This window comes from Halorubrum rutilum, from assembly GCF_042665015.1.
Classification (GTDB): Archaea; Halobacteriota; Halobacteria; order Halobacteriales; family Haloferacaceae; genus Halorubrum; species Halorubrum rutilum.
In genome coordinates, this window is sequence record NZ_JBHTBL010000001.1 from 367,234 (window position 1) to 386,181 (window position 18,948).

General features: G+C 73.7%; 22 protein-coding genes. 11 read left to right on the forward strand and 11 right to left on the reverse strand.

The annotated features are described in order from the left end of the window. Window positions 1-56: 56 nt before the first annotated feature. On the reverse strand, window positions 57-1,640 hold the full coding sequence (locus ACFQMF_RS02060; RefSeq protein WP_256407451.1) for an HTTM domain-containing protein: 1,584 nt from the start codon (window positions 1,638-1,640) through the stop codon (window positions 57-59). Window positions 1,641-1,796: 156 nt separating this feature from the next. Here ACFQMF_RS02060 and ACFQMF_RS02065 point away from each other — a divergent pair, with 156 nt between their 5' ends. From ACFQMF_RS02065 to ACFQMF_RS02105, 9 genes are all read left to right on the forward strand, one after another. Beyond that, window positions 1,797-2,717 (forward strand): isoaspartyl peptidase/L-asparaginase, encoded by a 921-nt coding sequence (locus ACFQMF_RS02065; protein ID WP_256407810.1) that lies wholly within the window; start codon window positions 1,797-1,799, stop codon window positions 2,715-2,717. Window positions 2,718-3,175: 458 nt separating this feature from the next. Further along, entirely contained in the window at window positions 3,176-4,207 is a 1,032-nt protein-coding gene (cofD, locus tag ACFQMF_RS02070; protein WP_256407452.1) for a 2-phospho-L-lactate transferase, read from the forward strand. Further along, entirely contained in the window at window positions 4,204-5,034 is an 831-nt protein-coding gene (locus ACFQMF_RS02075; protein WP_256407453.1) for a beta/alpha barrel domain-containing protein, read from the forward strand. The genes cofD and ACFQMF_RS02075 overlap by 4 nt, the downstream gene beginning before the upstream one ends. Next, window positions 5,031-5,996 (forward strand): triphosphoribosyl-dephospho-CoA synthase, encoded by a 966-nt coding sequence (locus tag ACFQMF_RS02080; RefSeq protein ID WP_256407454.1) that lies wholly within the window; start codon window positions 5,031-5,033, stop codon window positions 5,994-5,996. The genes ACFQMF_RS02075 and ACFQMF_RS02080 overlap by 4 nt, the downstream gene beginning before the upstream one ends. After that, window positions 5,993-6,694: a DUF447 domain-containing protein gene (locus tag ACFQMF_RS02085; protein WP_256407455.1), complete on the forward strand. Its 702-nt coding sequence runs from the start codon at window positions 5,993-5,995 to the stop codon at window positions 6,692-6,694. Before ACFQMF_RS02080 ends, ACFQMF_RS02085 begins: the two co-directional genes overlap by 4 nt. 94 nt (window positions 6,695-6,788) lie before the next feature. After that, window positions 6,789-6,983 (forward strand): 30S ribosomal protein S17e, encoded by a 195-nt coding sequence (locus ACFQMF_RS02090; RefSeq protein ID WP_256407456.1) that lies wholly within the window; start codon window positions 6,789-6,791, stop codon window positions 6,981-6,983. A 105-nt stretch (window positions 6,984-7,088) separates the two neighbouring features. Further along, the gene (locus tag ACFQMF_RS02095; protein ID WP_256407457.1) at window positions 7,089-8,324 is read left to right on the forward strand and encodes a tripartite tricarboxylate transporter permease; all 1,236 of its coding nucleotides are present in this window, start codon (window positions 7,089-7,091) and stop codon (window positions 8,322-8,324) included. Window positions 8,325-8,470: 146 nt separating this feature from the next. Continuing rightward, window positions 8,471-8,650, forward strand: coding sequence for an HVO_2753 family zinc finger protein (locus tag ACFQMF_RS02100; protein WP_092565370.1), 180 nt, complete (start codon window positions 8,471-8,473; stop codon window positions 8,648-8,650). 1 nt (window position 8,651) lies between these two features. Beyond that, complete coding sequence (locus tag ACFQMF_RS02105; RefSeq protein ID WP_256407458.1) at window positions 8,652-8,918, forward strand: elongation factor 1-beta; 267 nt, start codon at window positions 8,652-8,654, stop codon at window positions 8,916-8,918. Window positions 8,919-9,019: 101 nt separating this feature from the next. Here the strand turns inward: ACFQMF_RS02105 and ACFQMF_RS02110 are convergent, their stop codons facing one another. The 6 genes from ACFQMF_RS02110 to ACFQMF_RS02135 all read right to left on the reverse strand — a co-directional run bounded on the left by ACFQMF_RS02110 (window position 9,020) and on the right by ACFQMF_RS02135 (window position 13,288). Continuing rightward, window positions 9,020-9,394 carry a thioredoxin family protein gene (locus ACFQMF_RS02110; protein WP_379791523.1) on the reverse strand — a complete coding sequence of 125 codons (375 nt, stop codon included), beginning with the start codon at window positions 9,392-9,394 and terminating at the stop codon, window positions 9,020-9,022. A gap of 86 nt (window positions 9,395-9,480) precedes the next feature. Next, a complete protein-coding gene (locus ACFQMF_RS02115; RefSeq protein WP_256407460.1) occupies window positions 9,481-10,479 on the reverse strand; it encodes a Gfo/Idh/MocA family protein in 999 nt (332 codons plus the stop codon). 105 nt (window positions 10,480-10,584) lie between these two features. Continuing rightward, complete coding sequence (locus tag ACFQMF_RS02120; protein WP_256407461.1) at window positions 10,585-10,800, reverse strand: CbaC protein; 216 nt, start codon at window positions 10,798-10,800, stop codon at window positions 10,585-10,587. Beyond that, entirely contained in the window at window positions 10,797-12,590 is a 1,794-nt protein-coding gene (locus ACFQMF_RS02125) for a b(o/a)3-type cytochrome-c oxidase subunit 1 (protein WP_256407462.1), read from the reverse strand. The genes ACFQMF_RS02120 and ACFQMF_RS02125 overlap by 4 nt, the downstream gene beginning before the upstream one ends. Next, window positions 12,587-13,102, reverse strand: coding sequence for a cytochrome c oxidase subunit II (locus ACFQMF_RS02130; RefSeq protein WP_256407463.1), 516 nt, complete (start codon window positions 13,100-13,102; stop codon window positions 12,587-12,589). The genes ACFQMF_RS02125 and ACFQMF_RS02130 overlap by 4 nt, the downstream gene beginning before the upstream one ends. A 6-nt stretch (window positions 13,103-13,108) precedes the next feature. Further along, window positions 13,109-13,288 (reverse strand): hypothetical protein, encoded by a 180-nt coding sequence (locus ACFQMF_RS02135; RefSeq protein WP_256407464.1) that lies wholly within the window; start codon window positions 13,286-13,288, stop codon window positions 13,109-13,111. 98 nt (window positions 13,289-13,386) lie between these two features. On the opposite strand from ACFQMF_RS02135, the gene ACFQMF_RS02140 reads away from it, so the two are divergent. Next, window positions 13,387-13,593: a hypothetical protein gene (locus ACFQMF_RS02140; protein ID WP_256407465.1), complete on the forward strand. Its 207-nt coding sequence runs from the start codon at window positions 13,387-13,389 to the stop codon at window positions 13,591-13,593. A 27-nt stretch (window positions 13,594-13,620) separates the two neighbouring features. Further along, window positions 13,621-16,044 carry a heavy metal translocating P-type ATPase gene (locus tag ACFQMF_RS02145; RefSeq protein WP_256407466.1) on the forward strand — a complete coding sequence of 808 codons (2,424 nt, stop codon included), beginning with the start codon at window positions 13,621-13,623 and terminating at the stop codon, window positions 16,042-16,044. Window positions 16,045-16,051: 7 nt separating this feature from the next. On the opposite strand, the gene ACFQMF_RS02150 is transcribed toward ACFQMF_RS02145, so the two are convergent. The 4 genes from ACFQMF_RS02150 to ACFQMF_RS02165 form a co-directional block, all read right to left on the reverse strand. Further along, complete coding sequence (locus ACFQMF_RS02150) at window positions 16,052-16,294, reverse strand: Rdx family protein (protein WP_256407467.1); 243 nt, start codon at window positions 16,292-16,294, stop codon at window positions 16,052-16,054. 54 nt (window positions 16,295-16,348) lie between these two features. Next, window positions 16,349-17,752 (reverse strand): heme o synthase, encoded by a 1,404-nt coding sequence (locus tag ACFQMF_RS02155; RefSeq protein ID WP_256407468.1) that lies wholly within the window; start codon window positions 17,750-17,752, stop codon window positions 16,349-16,351. 89 nt (window positions 17,753-17,841) lie between these two features. After that, entirely contained in the window at window positions 17,842-18,303 is a 462-nt protein-coding gene (locus tag ACFQMF_RS02160) for an FAD synthase family protein (protein ID WP_256407469.1), read from the reverse strand. Continuing rightward, window positions 18,300-18,821, reverse strand: a complete 522-nt coding sequence (locus ACFQMF_RS02165) for a Mov34/MPN/PAD-1 family protein (RefSeq protein WP_256407470.1) — start codon at window positions 18,819-18,821, stop codon at window positions 18,300-18,302. Before ACFQMF_RS02165 ends, ACFQMF_RS02160 begins: the two co-directional genes overlap by 4 nt. Between the last annotated feature and the right edge of the window lie 127 nt (window positions 18,822-18,948).

Consider the following 18,948-nt stretch of genomic DNA (forward strand, 5'->3'; position numbering starts at 1 on the left):
GCAATAAGTAGGCGGCCGCCCGTCGGCCGTCCCGGACGCGGCCACCGTTCCGGACCTCACCCCGACCGACACGCCCGCGTCCCGAGCTCTCGGACCCGGGTCTCCCCGCCCTCCGTGACGTCGGTTTCAACCGTCTCGACGGTCACCGACGCGACCGCCTCGCCCGCGGGCCCCGCGGATCGATCACAGAGGTACGCGAGGAGCGGGTCGACGCGGGCGGGCGCCCCGTCGCCGGCCAGCAGGGTGAGGTACTTCCGCCAGCGCGCGGTCGGGTACGCCCGGGCGTCCGACGGGGGCCGGTCGAGAGCGACGGGGTCGCCGTACAGCGCGTCGACCGCGTCGCCGTCGGCGGTCGTCGCCGTCGCCAGGAGGCGCGCGTCGATCGAGCTCGGGTTCGGCGCGAACATGTCCCACCCGTACTCGGTCGGCTCCGCCGTCGCCGCCACGGGCTCGGGCGCGTCGACGAGGCCGACGGCCATCCCGTTCCACGCGAGCAGCGAGACGAGGAGCACGGCGGCGACGGCGGTGACGGCGCGGCCGCGGAGCGCCCGACTCGGAAGGGGGCGCGTCGATCGGTCCCTCGGTCCCTCGCGTCGCGGGTCGCCGGCGGGCGTCGACTCCGCGAGCCCCCGCAACCGCGCGCCCGTCGGTCCGACGAACCCCTCGACGCGGTCCCAGACGAACGGCGGGAAGAAGGGGAGCAGGGCGGCCGCCGATATCAGCGGGAAGACGCCGAGCTGGAGCGTGAGCGCCATCGAGCAGTGCGCGGCGAACAGGGTCCCGGCGAGGGCCGCCCTGACCCGGCCGGCGGACGCGACGAGCAGCGGCGACGCGACGAGCAGCGCGAGCCAGCCGTAGGTGGCGACCGAAAACAGCGCCGGCGCCTCGGGCAGCAGTCCCCCGAGCGGGCCGTGGAGGTACGTGAGCCGGAACACCCGGCCGACCGCCTCGCCGCCGGTCCACGCCGTCCCCCGGAGCTTCTCGACCGCGTTGGCGACGTAGATTACCACGACGACGGCCAGCGGGAGCGCGGAGGCCGGACCGATGAACCGCTCGCCCTCCGGCGCGCCGCTTCCGTTCCCGCTCTCCCCTCCCCCGGGCGAGCCCCGGCGACGGACGGCGTCGACCGACCAGCGCGCGCCGAGCGGACAGAACAGCCCGGCCGCGAGCAGGTGCACGAGCAGTTTGTCGCCAGCGTTGAGCACGAACGGGTTCCGCGCCTGCAGCGAGGCGAGCAGGACCAGCGAGACCGCGGCCGCGAGCCGGCTCCGGTGACCGACCGCGAGCGCGCCGGCGGCGACCCCGGCGACGAGGAACAGGGCCGCGACGGGCCACGTCGCGCCGGAGAGCGCGTGCAGCGAGAGCCGGGCGGCGAGGGGGTACGCCTCCGCGAGCGCCGACCGCGGGAGGGCGCCGGCGTCGGTGTAGAAGGCCGTGAGGTTCCGGGCGCGCAGCGCGAGGTCGACGAGGAGGACGACTCCGAGCGCGACCCGGAACGCCGCGAGGGCCCGCCGGTCGATCCCGACGCGGGCGCCGACCGCGGCCCGGAGGCGGCGGCGGACCGATCCCTCGTCCGTCGGCCCTCCCCCGACGCGGGACTCCGAGTTGCTTGCGGCGGCGCGTCCCCGATGCTCGTCCACGATGGGTGCGACTCCCCGAGCGGCGGGAATAGTTCTTGCGGCGCCGGACCGGGGGGCGGCCGCGGGGATCGCTCTGTGCTCGGCGTCATCACCCGCCGTTTTCCGGGGGCTTATCCGCCCGCCGCGGGACCCTCGCGTATGTCACGGCGATCCCCGATGCGCGTCGTCGTCCACGGCGGCGCCGGCGGCGCCCCGGACGAACCGGCGCCGAGACAGCAGGCGCTCGACCGGGCGGCCGAACGCGGCGCCGACGCCCAGACCCCCCTCGACGCGGTCGAGGCGGCGCTCGCGCCTCTCGAATCGAGCCCCCGGTTCAACGCCGGCGTCGGCGGCGCGGTCCAGTCCGACGGCGTCGTCCGCACCGACGCGGGCGTGATGACCTCCGACCGCGAGGTCGGCGCGGCCTGCTCGATGCCGGGCGTCGAACGCGCCGCGAGCGTCGCTCGCGTCGTCCACTCGGAGACGCCGCACGTCCTCGTCTCGGGCGGGCACGCCGTCGACCTCGCGAGCGAGTTCGGGACCGAGACCGGCGTCGACCTGCTCACCGACGAGACGCGCGAGCGTTACGAGGCGGAGGACCCGCCGCGGGGCGGCCCCCGCGAGCACCTCGGCTGGCTCGCGACGCGGTTCGGGTCGGGTGGCGATCGGGCCGGTGGAGGGTTGAACAACGGCGGAGCGGGCGGAGACGAACCGGGCCGCGCCCCCGACCACGACACGGTCGGCGCGGTGGCCTCGGACGGCGAGCGGTTCGCGGCGGCGACCTCCACGGGCGGCCGGTCGTTCGCGCTCGCGGGTCGGGTCGGCGACGTGCCGCAGGTCGGCTCGGGCTTCTTCTGTACCGAGGCCGGCGGCGCGAGCGCGACGGGCGCCGGCGAGGACATCGCGCGCGTCACGCTCTCTCGGCGGGCCGTGGGGCATCTCGAAGACGGGCTCGGGGCGCAGGCGGCGGCCGACCGGTCGATCGAGGAGTTCGAGGCGATTACCGAGTCGGGTGCCGGCGTGATCGTCCTCGGCGACGACGGCGCCGGGAGCGCGTTCAATACCGAGGAGATGCAGACGAGTATCGCGTATAAGTAGCCGAACGTGGATCTTCGGTCAACACCTCCAGAGGCCCAGCCGCTCGCTCATACGTGGCAGACTGCCGATCAGCGGTAATCAACTCTAAAGCCCCAGCCGCGAGGACTCGCGCACCTCGCTGCGGTCCTCAGTCGCTCGCGTTGCTCGCTCCCTGCGGTCCTTGCGTCGGTGTGCTTCGCCCTCGCGGCTGCCCCTTTGAGTCCCACCCCGCACCGCAACCGCACCTCACGCCTCCCCAGCCTCGGCGGACGGCCCGGCGCGGGCGGAGCCGCGCCGGCCCGCCGCCTCCCTCGCGCGTGCGACTCGCGGCCTGTCGGCCGCTCGGCGGCACGCGCCAATCATAAGAATCGGTTGAACGACGTCTATCATTTATAACCGAAGCCGTACGTCCATTCCGCTTCACGCCGTCGCCGCTCACGGAGGCGAGGATACAAATCCGCCCGCCGCCTTGCCCGCGTATGGTCACGTTCCTCGCCGGCGGCACGGGGACGCCGAAGCTCCTCGACGGGGCGACCCGCGTCTGGGATCCGGAGGCGATCGCGGTCGTCGCCAACACGGGCGACGACGTCGAGCTCGGCGGCCACCTCGTCTGTCCCGACGTCGACACGGTGCTGTTCGCCGGCGGCGGCGTCCTCGACCGCGAGACGTGGTGGGGGATCGCGGACGACACCACCGAGACCCACGCGGAGCTGCGCCGGCTCGCGGACGAGCTCGGGCTCGGCGCGGCCCCGCGCTACCTCGACGCCGAGGCGCAGACGAGCGGGCGCGAGATCGCGCGGTGGCGGCGGTTCTCGGGCGTCGGCGAGTTCATGGAGATCGGCGACCGCGACCGCGCGGTCCACGTCACCCGAACGAGCCTGCTCGACGAGGGGCGCACGCTCACCGAGGTCGTTCGGACGCTCGCCGACGCCTTCGGGCTCGATGTCGACCTCCTCCCGATGTCCGACGACCCGGTCGCGACGCTGATCCACACGGAGGCGGGCGAGACGATCCACTTCCAGGAGTACTGGGTCGCGCGCCGGGGCGAACCGGCCGTCGCCGACGCGGAGTTCCGGGGCGCGGACGACGCCGAGCCGACGGCGGAGGTCCTCGACGCCCTCGCCGAGCCCATCGTGATCGGGCCGTCGAACCCCGTCACGAGCGTCGGCCCGATGCTGGCGCTCCCCGGCTTCGAGGCGGCGCTCCGCGAGACGCCGGTCGTCGCGGTCTCGCCGTTCGTGGGCGACGAGGTCTTCTCCGGCCCGGCGGCCGACCTGATGGCGGGCGTCGGTCGCGACCCGTCGACCGCGGGCGTCGCCGCGGCGTACCCGTTCGCGGACGCGTTCGTCCTCGACGAGGCCGACCCGACCGAGCTCCCGGAGCGCCACGTCGAGCGCACCGACACCGGGATGGACGGCGCGGACGACGCCGAGCGCGTCGCCCGGGCCTGCGAGCGCGCGCTGGCGGCGGTGAGGGACGCGCCGGCGACCGATCCGGAGGTGGCCGAGTGACGGCGGACGGAGACGGGGGACCGGCCCCCTTCCTCGTCGCCGCCAGCCTCAGCGGCGCGGCCGACGCCGACTGGGCGCGCGCCGCGGCCCCGCACGTCGACGCGGCGGTGCTCGGCGGGATCGCGCTCGACCCGGCGAGCCGGGCCGCCGCGCGCGACCTCGTCGCTCGGGGGCGCACGGAGTTCCTCCCCGACGACCCGCTCGCGTGGGTCGACCGGCAGCTCGCCGCGCTCGCCGACGCCCCGGTCCGACCCGGGATCAACGTCCGCAGCGCGACCGTCGAGCCGGTGCGCGAGGCGGCGGCGGTCTGCGCCGACCGCGACGCGGTCTGCGAGGTCAACGCCCACTGCCGCCAGCCGGAGCTCCGCGCGGTCGGCTGCGGCGAGTCCCTCCTGCGCGACCGCGACCGGCTGACCGACTACGTCGCCGCCGCGGCCGCGACCGGCGCGACGACGAGCGTGAAGGTCCGCGCCGAGGTCCCCGGCGCCGACCTCGTCGCCGTCGCCGACGCGGTCGCCGAGGCGGGGGGCGACTGGCTCCACGTCGACGCGATGGACTCGGAGGGCGTCGTCGCCGACCTGACGGCGGGAGACGACGCCGCGGCCGGAGCGGCCCCCCGCGCCGGCCTCACCGCGATCGCCAACAACGGCGTCCGGGGCCGGGAGACGGTCGCCGAGTACGCCGCGCACGGGGCCGACGCCGTCAGCGTCGGGCGGCCGACCGAGCATCCCACGGAGCTCGCGCGCGTCGCCGAGGCGGTGCGCGCGTGGCGTGACGGGGAGCTGTCGGCGGGGGAGTCGGAACGCCGACGGGAGGCGCCGCCGTGACCGCCGACCGCGCCACGGTCGACGACGCGGTCCTCGCGCTCCTGCTCGAAGTCGCCGGGACCCCGAAGCCCGGGAACGTCGACCGACGCCGCGACCTCGCCGACCTCCGGTTCGAGGCGTTCCTCGGCGGGGCGGTCGGCGCCCGCGAGGGGCTCGAACTGGCGGTGGACGAGGCGGCTCCCGTCGGCGACGCCTTCGAGCGCGCGGTGGCGGGGATGGCCGACCGCGCGGGAACGAACACCCAGTTCGGCTGTCTGCTGCTGCTCGTCCCGCTGATCCGCGCGACGGTCGCGGGCGGGGACGCGTCGCCTCCGGGCGACCTCGGGCCCGACGCCGTCGACCGCGCGACCCGCGACACCGACGTCGCCGACGCGGTCGCCTTCTACCGCGCGTTCGAGCGCGTCGACGTCGCGGTCGGGGACCCGCCCGCGGGCGCGGCCGACCTCGACGTGCGCCGAGGGAGCGACGCGGCGCCGGCGCTCCGCGAGCGCGGGCTGACGCTGCGCGACGTGCTGGCGCTCTCGGCCGACCCCGACGACCCGGACCGCGTCCCCGACCGCAACGCGCGGGAGTGGGTCGAGGGGTTCCCCCGGACGTTCCGCGCCGCCGAGTGGATCCGCTCCGACGAGGGGCCGCTGACCGACCGGGCCGCGCGGGCGTTCCTCGGCCTGCTCGCCGCCGAGCCCGACACGCTGGTCGCCGCGGCCCGCGACTCCCGAACGGCCCGGGAGGCGAGCGCTCGGGCGGCCGCGCTGCTCGACGGGGCGGACGGCGTCGGCCCGGACCCCGCCGCGGGCGTCGACGCGATCGACGCCGACGCGGTCCACGGGGCCGACCTCGACGCCGCGGAGGGACTGGCGACCGCGTTCGTCGACGAGGGGATCAACCCCGGGACGACCGCGGACCTCACCTGCGCGGCGCTGTACGTCGCGCTCCGACGCGGCGCGGAGGTGGCGCCGTGAACGGGGAGGGCCCCGACGGGGACCGCGGAGCGTCGGCGGAGGGCGCCGACGCCGTCACCCCCGACGGCTGGCCGGTCGCGCTCCGCGGCGTCACGGAGTCGGTCGTGACGACGCTCGGCCCGAACGACCGGTGGAACGTCGCGGCGCTCGGACTCCACGCCCCGGACGATCCCGAAGACCCCGTGACCGCGCGGACCTACGGCCGCACCCGGACGTGGCGGAACTTCACCGAGCGCGGCGGCGGCGTCGTCCAGTTCACGACCGACCCCCGGACGTTCGTCGACGCCGCGCTGACGGTTCGCGAGGTCGACGAGCCCGTCCTCGAAACGGCCGACGCGTGGGTCGAGGTGACCGCCGAGGCGGTCGGGAGCGAGACCGAGGGCGACACGACGATCCGGACGTGGACGCTCTCTCCCGTCGAGGCCGAGATCCGCCGGGAGCGCGTCCCGACGGTCAACCGCGGGTTCGGCGCGGTCGTCGACGCCACCGTGGCCGCCTCGCGGCTCGACGTGCCCGCGTTCGACGCGGCGGACCTGCTCGACCGCCTGACCTACTTCGCCGACGTGGTCGACCGCTGCGGCGGGCCGGCCGAGCGCGAGGCGTTCGCCCGCATCGACGAGGCGACCGGGTGGCGGGCGCTCGCCGAGGCCGAGCGGCGTTCCGGGGCGGGACGCGACGACCGCGACGGCGACGCCTGAGCGACCGCGCGGCCGACGGACCGGCGTGATACCGCCTCGCGGCCGCTCGCGGCGGAACGAACCCTTTTAGTTCGGCCCGGCGGTAGCGCTCGGTATGGCCATCAAACCCAAGTACATCAAGCAGCTCGGGAACGTCCTGCTCGAACGGTATCCCGACTCGTTCAACACGAACTTCGAGACGAACAAGGAGAGCGTCACGGCCCTGACCACCGTCGAGTCGAAGGGCGTCCGCAACCGGATCGCCGGCTACGTCACCCAGAAGAAGTCGCAGGCGGCCCAGAAGGCCTAACGAGACCGAGTTTTCGACCGTTCGTTTCGCTCTCCCGGAGCCGCGGCGCTCGGTCTCACCGCGCACCCCCCGGCTTATCACCGAAGCCGCGGCCACCTCCCCGCGATGGACGCCCTCGTCCGCCCGGTCGTCGATCCGACGTTCGCGGCCGCCGCGCTCGCGTTCCTGTGCGGGGGCGCCGCGCTCGGCACGCTGAGCGGGCTCGTCCCGGGCCTCCACGCGAACAACTTCGCGCTGCTGCTCGCGGGGCTCGCCCCCTCGGTCGCCGCCGACCCCCTGCTCGTCGGCGTCGCGATGCTCGGGGCCGGGGTGGTCCACTCGTTCCTCGACATCGTGCCCGCGCTCGCGCTCGGCGTGCCCGACGCGGCGACGGCGGTCGCGGCGCTCCCGGGTCACCGGCTCGTGATCGCGGGGCGCGGCCGCGAGGCGATCCGGCTCTCGGCGGTCGGCTCCGGGCTGGCGGTCGCGCTCGCGGTCCCCCTCGCCGTGCCGATCACCTGGGTCATGATCCGCGGCTATCCCGCGGTGCGGGCGCACCTCCCACTGCTCCTCGCGGGCGTCGTCGCCTTCCTCGTGCTCACCGAGTCGTCGAAGCGGGCCGCGGTCGGCGGGTTCCTCGCGTTCCTCGCGAGCGCCGCGCTCGGGCTCGCGACGCTCGACGTCGACCCCGCGGCGCCGCTCGACGCCGGCGGCGTCCTCGCGCCGCTGTTCGCCGGGCTGTTCGGCGCGCCCGTGCTCGTCGACGCGCTCGGCGGCGAGGGCGTCCCGCCGCAGGCCGACGCGCGGGTCACGATGAGCCCCCGCGACCTCGGCGTGAGCGCCGGCGCCGGGTCGCTCGCGGGCGCGGTGGTCGGCTACGTCCCCGGCGTCTCCGCGGCGATCGCCGCCGTCGCGGCGCTGCCGGCGGTCCCGCGAGAGGACGGCGACCGCGGGTTCGTCGTCGCCACGAGCGGCGCGAACACGGCGAACACGATATTCGCGCTGTTCGCGCTCGTCGCGCTCGGCACGCCGCGGACGGGCGTCACGGTCGCGATCGACCGGGCCGGCGTCCCCTTCGCGCTCCCGATCCTCCTCGTCGCCGCGGGGGCCGCCGCGGCCGTCGGCTTCGCGCTCGTCCTCCTCGTCGGGGACGCCTACCTCCGGGTCGTCGGCAACGCGGACTACACCCGCCTCTCGCTCGGCGTCCTGGCGCTGCTCGCCGGCGTCTCGTTCCTGTTCGCGGGGCCGCTCGGCGTCGGTATCTTCGCCGTCGCCGGCGTGCTGGGACTCGCTCCGCCCCGGGTCGGCGCCCGGCGGGTCCACCTGATGGGCGTGTTGATCGGGCCGCTGATTATCGGGTGACGCGGCATCGGTCTCCGGGATGCCTCGGAACCGGAACGCGCTCGACGGGCGGGACGCGCGAGCGCCGCGGTACCGCGGCGCACCCGGCGTTCTCCCGTCGACCCCAAAGAACAACGGTTAAAAGTCGCGCGGTGGTGTTTCAGTGTATGAGCGAGAGTGAAACGCAGGGCACGCGGCAGTGCGTCTCCTGTGGCATCCAGGTGGCCGGTATGAACGCCGCGCGCTTCTCCTGCCCGGACTGCGGGGCGACGATCCACCGGTGCGCGAAGTGCCGGAAGCAGAGCAACCTCTACGAGTGCCACGACTGCGGCTTCCGAGGGCCCTAGTATGGGAGACGTCGCCGCCAAGATCAAGGTCATGCCGAACAGCCCCGACGTCGACCTCGACGACCTGCAGGACCGGCTGGAGGAGTCGCTCCCGCAGGGCGCGAAGATCCGCGGCTTCCAGCGCGACGACGTCGCGTTCGGCCTCGTCGCCCTCCTCCCGACCGTCATCGTCCCCGACGGCGCGGGCGGCACCGAGGCGGTCGAGGAGGCGTTCGCCGACGTCGACGGCGTCGAGTCCGTCGCCGTCGAGAACGTCGGTCGGCTGTAAGGCCGATTTCGCCGGGGCTCGACCCGGCGCTCGGTCGCGGTTTCGTTTCGCTCCGTGTCTCTCGTCCCGCGAGCGACGAGCGCGTCCCGGGCCCCGTCCGATCACTCGACGTGCTCGCGGACCCACGCGGCGAGCTCGTCGCCGGGGACGAACCCCTCGGCGCGGCGGGCGACGGGTTCGCCGTCGACGAACAGCACGAACAGCGGGACGCTCCGCACGTCGAACCGCTCGACGAGCGGCGGGTCGTCGCGGGGGTTGATCAGGGCGGCGTCGACGCCGAGGTCGCGGGCGACGTTGGCGAGGACGGGTTTCATCCCGTCGCAGAGACCGCAGCCGTCGGTGTAGAACTCCACGAGCGCGGCGTCGGCGTCGGCGACGAACGCGTCGAGCGCGTCCGCGTCGGCGAGCGAGGCCGGTCGCCGACGCCGCTCGTCTCCGCCGGACTCGGCATCGGTGGCAGTGGTATTGGGCATGATGGGCAATATCGGCTCCGAGCGGTAATAAACGCTCGCTCGACGCGCCGGCGTCGACCGCGGTGAGCGGTCCGGCGCGCGCCGACCCGTTACGACACGTCCACCGCGCCGCCCTCGGCCGCGCTCTCGGCGAGCGCGTCGACGACCCGCATGTTCGCGATCGCCTCCGCGCCGTCGGTCAGCGGGGCGGTGCCGTCGGCGATACGGTCGGCGAAGTGCTCCACCTGCAGGCGGTACTGGTCCACGGGGTCGAACGTCTCGACGCCGCGCCGGCCGTCGACCTCGTAGGTCAGCTCCACCGGCTCGTCCGCGGGCGCGTCGAACGCCCGCTCGACCTCGATCCAGCCGTTCGTCGCGTCGATCCGGTAGCGCTGCACGAGCTGCGTGTCGAAGCCGGAGGCGACCCGCGCGGACCGGCCGTCCGCGTACTCCAGCACGCCCGCGAGCTCCGTGTCGACGCCGGCGTCGCGGGTGTCGCTCGCGTGCGCGTACGCCCGCTCCGGCTCGCCGAGGACGGTCCGGGCGAGCGAGACGGGGTAACAGCCCACGTCCATCAGCGATCCCCCGGCGAGCGCCGGATCGAGGCGCACGTCGTCCGGCCGGCCGTACAGCGGGAACCGGAACGTCGAGGTCACCGTGCGCACGTCGTCCAGTTCCCGCTCGACCAGTTCGAGGACCCGTTCGGTGCGCGGGTGGTACCGGTACATGAACCCCTCCATCAGCGTGACGCCGCGGTCCTCGCAGCGCTCGGTCACCTCGCGCGCCTCCGCCGCGTCGACCGCGAGCGGCTTCTCGCAGAGCACGTGGAACCCGGCGTCGGCCGCGCGGGTCGTCCACTCGGCGTGGAGCCCGTTCGGGAGCGGGACGTAGACGGCGTCGAGCCCGCCGTCGTCGAGCAGGGCCTCGTAGGAGCCGTAGTTCCGCGGGATCGACTGCGCCTCCGCGAACGCCGCGGCCCGGTCGGGGTCGCGCGACGCGACGGCCCCGACCGCGTGGTCGCTCGCGGCGATCGCCGGGATCACCGCGTCGCGAGCGATTCCCGCGGTACTGAGCACGCCGAACGTGAGCGGATCGTCTCGTGTTGACATACGCGACCACCGACGCCCCGGCGTCTCAAAAGGACCGGTGACTCCGGCCCGGACCGGTCTCGCCGCGTCACCGATCGGTGCGGGGTCGGGCGGCGACGCCGTCGCCTACGCCGGCTCGTCGCGCTCGGGGTCGGTCCGCCAGCCGCCCGTGAGCGTGACGATCCACAGCAGGACGCCGGCGAGCGCGAAGACGCCGGCCATGTAGGGGATGAGCGGGAGCTCGACGCCGACGAAGTCGAGGACCGTCCGGAACTCGTAGACGATCACGCCGAACACCGCGAAGGCCACGAGGAGGCCGCCGCGGGTCCTGTCGAGGCTCATCGGCCCACCTCGACGAGCGCGGCGACCGCCTCGCCGACGGCGCCGACGAGGGGGGTCGCGGCGCCGACGAGCGCGTCGCGCAGCGGCACGAGCCACGCCGGATACGTGCCCACGCCGGGACCGAGCAGCCCGCCGCGCCGAACGATCGCCGCCAGCGGGAGGGCGTACGCGAGGACGACGAGCGTCAGCGCGATCCCCACCCAGAGCCGGAGGTTGTCGAGCACGGGCGGGGCGTCGTCGGGGCCGGACAGCGCCGGCGGCAGCGACTCGGCGAGCCCGGAGACCCGCGGGTTCCCCATCGTGAGCACGAGGTTCCCGACGAACAGCACCGTCGAGACGAACAGCAGCGTCCCGCCGATCGCGATCTGGACGTTGAGCTCCTCGAACCCGCCGAACATCGTCGGGTAGTCGAAGCCGCTGTACTCGGGCTCCGCCGTCCGGCGCGGCACGCCCATGATCCCCTGCGCGTGCATCGCGTTCGACATCAGCGCCATGCCGACGAACCAGAGCACGACCTGGAACAGCCCGATCGGCCGGCTGTAGATCGGTTTGTTGGAGATCTGCGGCCAGATCCAGTAGGTCGCGGCCATGAACGTGAGCGCGACGGCGGTGCCGACGGTGAGGTGGAAGTGTCCCGGCACCCAGATCGTGTTGTGGATCATGTAGTTGATGTTCATGCCCGCGTTCACCATCCCGGAGAAGCCGCCGGCGGCGAACATCAGCCCCGCGAGCATCATCCCGGTGAACTCGGGCTTCCGCCACGGGAGGTCGGTGAGCCAGCCTAAGAGCCCGGTCCCGCCGCGCTGCCGGGCGCCGTACTCGACGCTCGCGACGACCGTGAACGCCGTGAGCAGGCTCGGCAACAGCAGGAACATCGTGTTCGTCATCGAGATGAACTTGAACCCCTCGGCGATCCCGGGGTCGAGGTACTGGTGGTGGATGCCGACCGGGGTCGACAGCAGGAGGAACAGCACGAAGACGACGCGCGCGAGCGGGTCGCTGAACAGCCGTCCGCCGGCGATCTTCGGGAGGACGGTGTACCACAGCAGGTACGCCGGCATCAGCCAGAAGTACACCACCGGGTGGCCGAAGAACCAGAACAGCGTCCGGGTGAGCGTCGGGTTCACCTGGTCGATGAAGCCGAGCGACCACGGCAGGAGGAAGAGGAGCACCGACGCCGCGACCGCCGACGAGGCGATGTACCACATCGCCATCGTCGTCAGCACCATGAACGTCTGCAGCGGGATTCGTTCGTCGGGGTGGTCGCGCCGCCACGCGAGGAACGTCCGGAACCAGTCGGCGCCGGCGATCCACGAGCCGACGATGAAGACGGCGAGGCCGGCGTAGAACAGGGGATGCGCCTGCAACGGGGCGTAGAAGGTGAACAGGACGTCCGCGCTCATGTCGAGCGCGGGGAAAAAGCCGGCGAGGATCGAGACGCCGGTCATCGTCATCCCGACCGCCATGATCGCGTACCACGTCCACGTGATCCGGATGTCGACGAGCGGGCGGTCGAGGCTGCGCGTCACCGCCCACGTGAACAGCCCCACGAGGAAGAACGTCGTGAAGCTGATCGCGAGGAACACGCCGTGTGCGGTGAGGGACGTGTAGTAGTCGGTCGAGGAGATGATCCCCCGGAACACCCCCGTCCGGTGGAGCGTCTGGACGATCCCGAAGACCGCGCCGAGCGTCAGCGCGAAGAAGGAACTGAGGAGGGCGGCGCGGACGACGCGCGCCTCGTCGGGGAACTCGTCGACGAAGGAGCGCTCGGCCTCGATGGCGTCGCTCACGCCTCGTCACCCCCCTCGTTCCGCTCTTCGAACTCGGCCTGGCTGACGACGTTCACCTTCCCCTCCATCACGTGGTGGCCGGCGCCGCAGTACTCGTTACAGATGAGCCCGTACTCCTCGGCGCCGTCGACCTCGACGGTGAGCTCGGAGACCTCGCCGGGCACGACCATCGTGTTCGCGTTCGTGCCGACGACCTCGAACCCGTGGATCACGTCGGCGGAAGTGACGTAGAACGTCACGGTGCTGTTCGCCGGCAAGACGATGGGGTCAGGTTGGAAGCCGAACTGACGCGCGACGACGTACGCCGCGTACTCGTTCTCGCCGACCCGTTCGACGCGGGGCTCCGAGAACCGCTCGTCCTCGTCGAGCGCCTGGGCGTTCACCGTCGGCTCGCTGTCGGCGACCATCGCGACCCCGGGGCCGACGGCGCCGTAGGTGACCGAGCCGATGAGCAGCAGTATCAGCAGGATCGACGCCGCGAGCCAGAGCTTCTCGTAGGCGTGGATATGCATCCGCGGTCACCCCACCACGACCAGATCGCGGCCGAGGAACTCGACGTAGTAGATGTACACCCACGCCAGCAGCAGGATGACGAAGTAGATCCCGATGAGCGTGAGCGTCCCGATCGGGTCGAACTCCGCGTCCCCCTCACCGCTCGCCTCGCCCGTCGCGCCGCGCGCGGTCTCGGTCTGCGCCATGAGTCGCGGTAGTTCACACCCGAATATATACGATCGATCCGTTCCCAGACCGTGGGAATCTTGCCGTTATCTATGACGCGGGCGTTCCACCTCCGGGTATGGAGTTCACGCTGCAGCGGGCCCTGCTCCTCGTGTTGGGCGGTACCGTCCCGGCGGCGGTGTTCCTCGCCGACCGGGCGGAGGTCGTCGTCGCCGTGACGCTGGTGAACGTCCTGATCATCTGGGGGAGCCTCCGGGTCGCGACCGGCGGGAGCCTCCGTCCCGGATCGGCCTCGTCCGACGCGGCGGACCCGGACGAGGCGTAGCGGCGGCGCCGAGCGCCATCTCCACGCATGTCGGACTGCACCCTCTGTGAACTCCCGACCGGGGGCGACCCCCACACCGCTCCCGACGTCGACGGCGAGTTCTGCTGTCGCGGCTGCCTCGCGGTGGCCCGGTCGCTGGACGACGTCGACGACGCCGACGACCTCGACGAGCGACGCCCCGAGAGCGAGCCGGACGAGTCGTTCGACGGCGAGACGACGTTCCTCCGCGTCGACGGGATGCACTGCGCGACCTGCGAGTCGTTCCTGGAGCTGACCGCGGCCGAGCGCGAGGGCGTCGCGGCCGCCGAGGCGAGCTACGCCACCGACACGATCCGCGTCGACTACGACCCCGACGTCGTGAGCGCCGACGAGCTCGCCGAGCGGCTCTCGGTCGCGGGGTACACCGCGAGCGACCGGGCCGACCCGGAACCGGACCGCGACGACGACGTCGTCCGCTTCCTGATCGGCGGCGGCTTCTTCGGGATGATGGCGATGCTGTGGTACGTCCTCTTCCTCTATCCGACCTACTTCGGCTACGAGCCGATCGCGGATCTCGGCGGCGTCTCGGGCACGTACCTGTTCGCGCAGGTGTGGGTGTTCGCCTCGATCGTCCTCTGTTACACCGGCTACCCGATCCTGCGCGGCGCCTACGTGAGCCTCCGGGCGCGGCGGCCGAACATGGACCTCCTCGTGTCGCTCGCGGCGGGGAGCTCGTACGCCTACAGCACGCTCGCGCTGCTCGTCGGCCGCACCGACCTCTACTTCGACGTGACGATCGCCGTGATCTTGGTCGTCACCGCCGGCAACCGCTACGAGTCGATCGTCAAGCGGCGCGCGACCGGGATGCTCTCGGAGCTGACGACGGCCGGCGACCGGACGGTCCGCACCGAGTCCGGCGAGACCGTCGCGGCCGAGGCCGTCGACCCCGGCGACCGGCTCCTCGTGCGCCCCGGCGAGCGCGTCCCCTTCGACGGGACCGTCGTCGAGGGGACCGCCGCCGTCGACGAGGCGCTCGTCACGGGCGAGTCGCTCCCGGCGACGAAGCGCGAGGGCGACGCGGTCCGCGGCGGCACCGTCGTCACCGACGCGCCCGTCGTCGTCGCGGTCGGCGAGGACGCGACGAGCACGCTCGACCGGCTCGTCCGGCTCCTGTGGGAGATCCAGAGCTCGCGGTCGGGCGTCCAGCGGCTCGTCGACCGGCTCGCGACCGCCTTCGTCCCGCTCGTCGTCGCGGTCGCCGTCGCCGGCGCCGGCGTCACCCTCGCGCTCGGATCGGCGCCCGTCGACGCCGCGCTGGTCGGGCTCACGGTGCTCATCGTCTCCTGTCCGTGCGCGCTCGGGCTCGCGACCCCGCTCGCGATCGCCGCCGGGATCCGCGACGCGGCCCGGCGCGGGATCGTGATCGTCTCGGACGCCGTCTTCGAGGAGGCGGCCGACGTGGAGACGGTGGTGCTCGACAAGACGGGGACGCTCACCGACGGCGAGATGCGGCTCGTCGACACGGTCGCGGACGGCGCGTCGCCGGCCGAGGTCCGCCGCCGGGCGGCGGCGGTCGAGCGCGCCTCCGCGCACCCGATCGCGGAGGCGATCGTCGCGGCCGCGGACGGCTCGGCCGCCGCGGACGGTCCGACGCCCGCGACCGACGGCGGGGCGGCGCGGACGGCCGAGACGGACCCCCCCGACGACGAGACGGCCGACGGCTCGTCCCCGTCGGTCGCCGACGTGACGGTCACGGACCGGGGCGTCCGCGGCCGGATCGACGGCGAGGCGGTCGTCGCCGGCCACCGGTCTCTGTTCGACGGGGCGGCGTGGACCGTGCCGGCGTCGCTGGACGCGGCCGGCGAGGCGGCCCGGGCGGACGGGCGCGTGCCCGTCTTCGTCGGCTGGGCGGGCGCGGTCGTCGGCGTCCTCGTCGTCGGCGACGAGGTCCGCGACGGCTGGGACGAGGTCGTCGCCGACCTCGCCGAGGGCGGGCGACGCGTCGTGGTGCTCACGGGCGACGCCCCCGAGGCGGCCCGCCGCTTCGAGGACCACCCGGCCGTGGACGAGGTGTTCGCGGCGGTCCCGCCCGAGGCGAAGGCGGAGACGGTCAGGCGGATCGCGGCGACCGAGCGGGTCGCCATGGTCGGCGACGGGAGCAACGACGCGCCGGCGCTCGCCGCGGCCGACCTCGGCGTCTCGATCGCGAGCGGGACCGACCTGGCGGCCGACGCCGCGGACGCCGTCCTCCTAGAGGACCGCCTCGCCGCGATCCCGGAGCTGTTCGCGGTCACCCGCGGGACGAACCGGCGGCTCAGGCAGAACCTCGGCTGGGCGTTCGCCTACAACGCGGCGGCGATCCCGATGGCGCTCGCCGGCGTGCTCAACCCGCTGCTCGCCGCGCTCGCGATGGCGACGAGCAGCGTCCTCGTGGTGACGAACTCGGCGCGGGCGGTCTACGCCGAGGAGTGACGGACCGTCACGCCGCCGCGCCGACGTACGGCCTGACGGCGCGCACGATGGCGTCCACGTCGTACTCGTCCTCGGTCTTGTCGAAGACGACCTCGCCGTCCGCACGGACGACGAACACGCCGTCGTCGCCCGTGACCAGCGCGACCTCGTCGAGCTCCTCGCCGAACTGTGTGAGCAGGGCTTCCGAGACGTCCTGAGCGCGGTTCAACATGCCGCACGGTACGCAGTACTCTATCTCGACTCGTGTCATACGAACCCACGTTCGCGCCGAACGCTTTTAAATTCGCGCCGCCCGGCCCGCCCGTCAGACCACGAGCGCGTCGAAGACGACGGCGAACAGCAGCAGGCCGAGGTAGGCGTTCGAGGCGTGGAACGCGCGGAACGCCGCCGACTCCGTCTGCTCGTAGTGCAGCCGGACGACCGCCCACAGGAACACCGCGCCGAGAGCGACGCCGACCGCGGCGTAGAGCGCGCCGAGCGGCTCGGCGACGGCGGCGAGCGCGACCGCGGCGACGAGCGTCGCGCCGAGGTACCAGACGATGTGCCGGCGCGTCGCCGTCTCGCCGCGGACGACGGGCATCATCGGGAAGCCGCCGCGCTCGTAGTCGTCCTTGTACGCCAGCGCGAGGTTGTAGAAGTGCGCGGGCGTCCACAGGAAGATGACCAGCGCGAGCAGCAGCCCGCCGCCGCCGACCTCGCCGGTCACCGCCGCCCAGCCGATGAGCGCGGGCAGCGCCCCCGCCGCCCCGCCGATGACGGTGTTCTGGACCGTGTTCGGCTTCAGCACGAGGGTGTAGACGACGCTGTAGAACAGGATCGCGACCAGTCCGAGGCCCGCGGTCAGCGGGTTCACCGTCCAGAAGAGGCCGAGGGAGACGGCCGCCAGCAGGACCCCGAACGCGAGCGCGTTTCGCACCGGGACGAGGTCGGTCGCCAGCGGGCGGTCGTTGGTCCGCTGCATCCGCCTGTCGATGTCGCGCTCGAACACGTGGTTGAACGTCCCCGAGGCGCCGATCGAGAGCGCGCCGCCGGCGAGCGTCGCGGCCACGACGTACGGCGTGAACCCCGGTCCGCCGGCCAGCGCCATCGCCGCGGCGGCCACCAGGCAGAGCAGCCACATCAGGCGGGGCTTCATCAGCCGGAAGTAGGCGGCCGCGGTCGCCCGCAGCCGCGGGACCGTCGCCGTCGGGATCTCGGGTTCGGGCGCCTCCTCGACCGGCGGGAGGTCGTCGGTCCCCGGCTGGAAGTCGACGGGAGCGTCGTCGGCGACGCCGGTCTCGGCCTCCAGCCGCCACGCGAGCGCGGCGAGGACGGCGCCGAAGATCGTCACGCCCAGCAGGAGGTGGACGGGGCCGAGCGAGGCGGGGAGCTCGCCGAGGGCGACGAGCGCCCCGACGCCGGCCTGCGCCGGAAACAGCAGGAGCGCGGCCGCGAGGGCGCCGCGGACGCGGCGGCTCGCCCTGTCGCGCCACGCGAGCGCGACCGACAGGACCACGAGGGCGCCGACGACGGCGGCGACGGCGCGGTGGCCGAGCGCGATCCAGCCGGCGGTCTCGGCGGGGAGCGCGGCCCCGCCGCCGCAGAGCGGCCAGCCGGAACAGGCCGCCGCCGCCTCCGTGAGCGAGGTCGTGGCGCCGACGACGAGCAGGAGGTACACCCCCATCGCCGTCGCCGCGAGGACCGCGGGGAATCGGTCGGGTATCGTCACTTGCGCGAGGTTGGGTGCGGACCCATATATGTCCCGCGCTTCGGCGGATCCCCCGGGATCGGGAGGCCTCACCGGCCGCCGTCGTCCGGTTATCCGCGCCCGCCCTCGCCGCCCTCACCCGGCCCCCCGCGCCGCCGGAGGACGCGCTCGACGATGTCGCCGCTGGAGAGCAGCTCCTCGTCGTACCGCGGCTCCCGCCCCGACGCCCGCTCGACGCGGCAGTCGATGTCGCGGGCGGCGAGCGCCTCGGCGATCCCCGCCTCGTCGTGGTGCTGGTCGTAGCCCAGCACGATCACGTCCGGGTCGAGCCGCTCGATGGGGACGAACACGTCCTCCGGGTCTCCGAGGTGCGCCTCGTCGACCGCGTCGAGGGCGGCCACCATGTCGCGCCGCTGGCGCGCGCAGAGGATCGGCTCGGGCTTGTGGGTGACGTTGGCGCGGCGCGCGACGATGGCGTGGAGCTCGTCGCCGCGCGCCGCCGCGTCTTCGAGGTAGTGCACGTGGCCGGGGTGGAGCAGGTCGAACGTCCCCTGCGCGACGACCCGCGTCATCTGAACCACGAGAGGAAGCCGCCGCCGTCGCGGCTCTCCTCGACGATCTCCGCGTCGATGTCCTCCTGAGTGAAGTCGAAGAAGTGCTCGTCGGGCACCTCGACGTCGAGCACGTCGAGGGTCGTCCGGTTCCCCTCGTTGTCGAACGCCCGCCAGTCGCCCCAGCCGTACGGCGCCCCGACGATGATGTGCACCTTCCCCTGCCCGAACGTCGCCAGGTCGGCCGCGCTCGGTCGGAGCGCCCCGTTCGGGTGCGAGTGGACGGACCCCACGGCCCGCATGTCGTTCGGCTTCATGTGCGTCCGCACGCTCGCGCTCGTCGGGCTCGACTCGGTGCCCGGGATGACGAGCACGTCGGTGATCACCTGTCCGTCTCGGTCGATATCGAGCTTCCGGGCGTCGTCCGCGCGGAGGAACCCCATGTACTCGTTGGGGTGGGTCTCCTCGCTCGCTTCGAGGACGAACTCCATCGTCTCTCGGGCGATCCCGAGGAGCTCGTCCGAGCGGAACAGTCGCATACGCCAGCGAAGGCGCCGTCGCCCCATAGGGGTTCCGGACCGCGCGACCGCGGGCTCGCGCCCGGCGGGTCGACCCGCACCGGATCGCCCGGCGAGACGGGCGGAGACGCGAGAGAACAGCCTTAAC